The sequence below is a fragment of the Geomonas sp. genome, from assembly GCF_056994735.1.
The window spans coordinates 1-5,381 of the sequence record NZ_JBXKJL010000342.1; the positions used below are offsets into that span (position 1 = coordinate 1).

Sequence of the window (5,381 nt, forward strand, 5' to 3'; positions counted from 1 at the left end):
AGAACATGGCGGCCAGCGAGGCCACCCGCTGGATGATGTAGGTGACCGCCTGGGTCTGCACCGGATGGACCACGAAGAGGAGCGCGGCCAGGAGGGGGAGGCAGCGGGCCCACCCGCTTCCCTCCTGCCTTTCCCCGGCCGATGGCGCCTCCCTCTGGAAGTAGGGGGTGAGCAGGGTCAGCCGTGCCAGGAGGTAGACCAGGCAGGCGCTCGACAGGTGCACGGCCAGGTTGAAGAGGTGGTATCCCGTGACATCGAGTCCGCCCAGCCGGTAGTTCAGCGCTACGCTCAGGTAGCCGATGAAGCGGCGCGGGTTGTATTGGTAGCCTGCGCCGGAGACGAAACTGGAGAGGTTCTTGATGACAGGGTTGTCGACGATGGACAAGTCGTCGTCGAGCACGAAGGGCGCATGGAAGGTGTTGCAATATGCGATGAAGCCTACCACAACGATGAGGAGGAGATGAAGGGCCTGTTTACACCAGTAGCGGCTGCCGTCTGGTGGTCCTTCAGGATGAGCTTCGGTGGATGGCGCGGAGTGGCTTGCTGTTGAAGGCTCTGTGACGGCGTGTTTTTCCATGGCTGCGGGTCCCATCGATCGGCAAGGGGTGACAAAATTGGTCTAAGCTAGCATAGCTCATGAGATAAGTCAGCTGAAAAGACTTAAGCTAGGCGCGGTTAGGCTCCTGCTGCCTGATTGGGGACGGTGCCGGCCGTACCTCTGAAAAAGAAGGAGCCGGAAAACTTGCCGCCCCCCCGTTAAGGGGGACAGTGCACGCTTTCCGGCTCCCATCAGCTTCTATCGAAACCGTTTCTAGCCCGGGGTGTAGGACACCAGGTACTTGGAGCTGTCCTTCACCAGCCCGATCCCCCTGACGTACCAGCTATTGCTTGTCGTGGTCCCGATGACGGTCTGCAGCTTCACGGCGGGGTAGGTGACCCCGTTGACCGTGACGTCCTCGGTGCCGACAACCGTTACCGTGGCCGTTTTCTGTGTCGGGGTGGCGCTGTTGGAGTCGGTATAGGTGGCTTCATTGTAGATCGAGGATTCGGAGGGGCCGCTCACCAGGCTCGAGGGGAGCTGGAGCAGACCGAGATCCGAGGCGTTGAGGCCGTTGTAGTTATAGGAGGTGGTGAAGGTGACGGGTGTGCCACTGACAGTGCCGTCGGCGGTGGTCTCGGTCAGGAAGACCTTGTTGGACAAGAAGCTGTAGCGGCTGACATTGTGCGAGGTCCCGCTGGTGGAGACTATGGTGGCGTAGATGGTGAAGTCGCTGAGAACTTCCCTCCTGACCGTGTTGCCGGTCGAGGTTTCCTTGTACACCCACACGGAGCCTGGCACCAGCGGGAAGTAGCTTGATTTGGCCCCGAGGACGGTATCATCAAGAACGGTTACCACAGCAGTCTTTGTGGCGGTGGCTCCCGCGCCCCCCGTGGAGGTCGCGGTCAGCTGGACGTTGTAGGTGCCGGGCTGGTCGGCGTAAAAGGTGGTGACCGCACTGGTGGCCGAACCGAAATGGGCGCTCGCGGCGTTGGGGCCGCTGACGCTCCAGGCGTAGGTGACAGGGCCGATGACGAAGTTGGCCGAGCCGTTGAGCGTTACGGCATCGCCGGCACTCGGGCCCTTGGCGGTCAGGTCGTCACCCGCCGTGACGGTGAGCGATTCGGTCGTGGTGCGGGGGATGACCGTGATGACGGCATTGCTCGTGGAGGAGACCGTGAGGTCTGCCGTTGAGGTAGCCTTGAACTGGAGGGTGTAGGTTCCCTCCGCAGTGGCGGTGAATGAGGTGCTAAGGGCGGTAGGTGTGCCCATGGCCACCTTGGAGGCATCGCCGCCAACCACCGTCCAGGAGTAGGTGAGAGCGGAGGACTTGCTGGAAGATGCGGTTCCCGTCAGGGTGATCACCGATCCGGGGCCGTTCTCGGTCTTGTCTCCACCTGCGTAAGCGGTCACGGTCTCAAGACCCGCATCTGCTTTGGGGTCGCTGCCACCGCCGCCGCACCCGCCAACCAACAGGGTGATCAGTAGTAGTATCATTACTTTGATGCGCATTTGCTACCTCCGAAAGATGTCATAACAAAGGGAAAAGTTGGTGTACTATAATATTTCCTGCCTCACACTTGCAACAAGAAAATGCCTGGACTGTCAACTAAAAGCCAAGGTTCTGTATGTGCTTATCCGGCAGCTCCATTACATGATAAGGAACACGTGCCGCGGTGCTCATAAATAAATTCTTCAATTGACAGAGAGATTCGTGCTATATACATGACTTGCACTGTGCTTGAGGTTACCCGGTTGGAAGAGGGGGAGGAAAATGAAGAGAGCTATTATCCTTGTTATTATTGCCGTGGGCATGGCCGGTTGCGGCAGCATCGACTGGTTTCCCGCCGCCAAAACCGATACCACCAGCACCGACCAGAGCTCCGCTGATCAATCGGCATCCCACAATGGTTCCTCGACCGGCAGCGATACCGCCTTCGTCAACAAATGCGGCGTCTCGACCGCCACGGCCGTGACTTCGAACGGCTTGCTGGTGTCGGGGGTGTCGGGCCTTGGCTCCATTACCGTATCCGGTGCCGACAGCGCCTACTCCATAAACGGCGGCCCTTACACCAAGGCTGCGGGCCTTGTCGCCAGCGGCCAGACGGTGATGGTGAGGCACACCTCTGCCGCGGCGGGAGACTCCAGCTCCGTCGTCACCACGACTGTGACCATTGCAGGGACGGCCATGACCTTCAAATCGGATACTAACGCCTGTCCCGCCGGGGCCTCGACCTTTTGACATATTCGAACCTCCCCGGCCGCCCCACGCCCAGCCCCACCCCTTGCCCCTTGGCATCCCGCACCTGAGACGGCTATTATGAAATAGATCTTGCCAAGCGATTTTCAATACTATATAGAAGAATCCGCCCTGGCCTTTACAGGGCGAAGAAGAGTCAACATGAGGCATCGGAAGTCATGCATATCCTGATTATCGAAGACGAGAAGAAGACCGGGGCCTTCCTCTGCCGCGGGCTCAGCGAGGAAAACTTCACCACCGACCTGGTGGAGAACGGCCGCGACGGCCTGGAGCTGGCGATGACCCGCGAGTACGACCTGGTCATCCTGGACGTGATGCTCCCCGGCATGGACGGCTGGGAGGTGCTCAAGCGGATGCGCGATCGCGGCAAGGAGACGCCGGTCCTCATGCTGACGGTGCTGAACGCCGTGGAGGAGCGGGTCAAGGGGCTCAGGCTCGGCGCCGACGACTACCTCACCAAGCCCTTCGCCTTCTCCGAGCTTTTGGCCCGCATCCACACCATCCTGCGACGCGGCCCGGTCCGCACCCCCGAGGTGCTGAGGATCGGGGACCTGGAAATCGACTTCCCGGCCCATCGCGTGATGCGGGGCGGCAAAAGGATCGATCTCACCCCCAAGGAGTACGCCCTCCTGTCGCTTCTGGCCCGCAGGAGCGGAGAGGTCCTCTCCCGGACCAGGATCGCCGAAAGGATCTGGGACATCGACTTCGAAAGCGATACCAACGTGGTGGACGTGCACATGCGCCGCCTCAGGCTCAAGGTGGACGATCCCTTCGAGGTCAAGCTGATCCATACGGTCCGCGGCGTTGGATATGTACTCGAACTGCGGTGATAACACCTCCCGGGGGGCAAGCCCAGCCCCCCCACGCCGCCCCTGGTCCCTGACCGTCTGGCTGGCCCTCTTCAATGCGGGCTCCGCCTTCCTGATCCTCACCCTCATCTCGATCATCCTCTACCTAACGCTGGCCGCGCAACTCAGGCGCCAGAACCACCTATACCTCCATGACGAGGTCGCCGCAGTCGAGAGGATGCTGGCCTCGCCCGCGGGGGAGACCTCCATCTTCTATATCGTCGGCCCGGACCGCAGCGGCCGGGAGTACGTCAAACACTTCGTAAGGATCCTGGACAAGCGGGAGCGCGAGATCGTGGTGAGCCCGGGGATGGACAAGGTGGCGCCCCACACCCGCTTCAAGGTGCCGGAGCGCGACGGCAGGCCCGGTGTCGACCGTGCCTGGCGCACCGAAACCGGCAATGCCATCTTAGGGACCTCGATCTGGGTCGATCTGGGCAAGGGGGACGGGGAGCAGGGGATCCTGGAGGTGGCCATGGACGTCACCAACGTGCAGGGGATCCTGGACGGCTTCCGCTACAAGATTTACATTTCACTGGTGCTGGGGCTCTTCTTCTGCATCTTCGTGGGGCTCGGGATAGCCCGCAAGGGAACCAAGCCGCTGCGCGAAATCACCGAAATGATCAGGAGCGTGACCGCCTCCAGCCTGAAGGACCCGATTACGGGGGACAAGTGGCCTCGCGAAGTGGAGGCGCTGGCGCAGGCGATGAACGGCATGCTCGACCGGTTGCACGATTCCTTCGAGCGCCTTTACAATTCGGCCAGAAACCTCTCCCACAAGATCCGCACGCCGCTGACCATCATGAGAGGAGAAGCGGAGGTAGCCCTTTCGCGGGATCGTTCCGTGGAGGAGTTGCAGCAGGTGATCCATTCCAGTCTGGAAGAGAACAACCGGCTGGTGCGTCTGGCCGAGAACATACTCTTCCTGGCCGATGCCGAGATGGGGAAGTTCAGCAGCAGCCTGATGGAGGTCGATGCCGCGAAAGAACTGGAGAAGATCATGGAGTTCTACTCCCCCGCCGCCGAGGAGAGGGAGATCTGCATCAGCTGCCAGGGGGATGCGAGGTTTTATGCCGATCCTGCCCTCTTCCGGAAGGCTGCCGCGGCGCTTTTATCGAACGCCATAACGTACAATCGCGCCGGTGGGGAAGTGGTCTTTTCGCTGATCCAGGGGGAGGGCCTCTCCGGCAGGCTCAGCGTATCCGACACCGGGTGCGGGATCGACCGCGGGGAGTTCGAAAAGGTATTTGACCGTTTCTATCGCATCTACGCCACCAGGCACATGGACCCTCACGGCACCGGCCTGGGTCTCCCCATTGCCAAGGCCATCATGGACCTGCACCACGGGGCTGTAGAGGTTCAGAGCGAGCCCGCCCTGGGGACCACGGTGACCCTCAGCTTCCCCGACTGGGGCGGAAGCGACACCTCCCGCCCTGTCGCCCCCCGTTAAGCCCCTTCCCCCTTCCCCCTTCACCTTTCACCTTTCACCTTTCACCTTTCACCTTTCACCTTTCACCTTTCACCTTTCACCTTTCACCTTTCACCTTTCACGTTCGAGATGACGAATCCGTAATATTTCCGTAATTTTGTCGACCTGGTTATTCCAGCAAATTAAGGCCAAGGTTCGGTAAATCACTGGTGAGAAGACGGAGAGGGTGACTGCGGGGCCGCCGTCAGGTCATAACACCCCCTTCGTGAATCAGCGTGAACCCCTGCTAATTGCCCATTGAAGCCG

General features: G+C 60.6%; 4 protein-coding genes and 1 pseudogene. 3 read left to right on the forward strand and 2 right to left on the reverse strand.

Annotated features, from left to right (window positions below; all coding sequences use genetic code 11):
• Both AC11W3_RS14855 and AC11W3_RS14860 read right to left on the reverse strand, forming a co-directional pair.
• Nucleotides 1-577 (reverse strand): annotated as a pseudogene (locus tag AC11W3_RS14855) (hypothetical protein); the annotation flags it as partial.
• Between the two features lie 234 nt (nt 578-811).
• Nucleotides 812-2,050 (reverse strand): PKD domain-containing protein, encoded by a 1,239-nt coding sequence (locus tag AC11W3_RS14860; RefSeq protein ID WP_484093249.1) that lies wholly within the window; start codon nt 2,048-2,050, stop codon nt 812-814.
• Between the two features lie 262 nt (nt 2,051-2,312).
• On the opposite strand from AC11W3_RS14860, the gene AC11W3_RS14865 reads away from it, so the two are divergent.
• The 3 genes from AC11W3_RS14865 (at nt 2,313) to AC11W3_RS14875 (ending at nt 5,096) form a co-directional block, all read left to right on the forward strand.
• A complete protein-coding gene (locus AC11W3_RS14865; protein ID WP_484093250.1) occupies nt 2,313-2,780 on the forward strand; it encodes a hypothetical protein in 468 nt (155 codons plus the stop codon).
• Between the two features lie 176 nt (nt 2,781-2,956).
• Entirely contained in the window at nt 2,957-3,628 is a 672-nt protein-coding gene (locus tag AC11W3_RS14870; protein ID WP_484090085.1) for a heavy metal response regulator transcription factor, read from the forward strand.
• Nucleotides 3,609-5,096, forward strand: coding sequence for a heavy metal sensor histidine kinase (locus AC11W3_RS14875; RefSeq protein WP_484093251.1), 1,488 nt, complete (start codon nt 3,609-3,611; stop codon nt 5,094-5,096). The genes AC11W3_RS14870 and AC11W3_RS14875 overlap by 20 nt, the downstream gene beginning before the upstream one ends.
• The last annotated feature ends 285 nt before the right edge of the window (nt 5,097-5,381 follow it).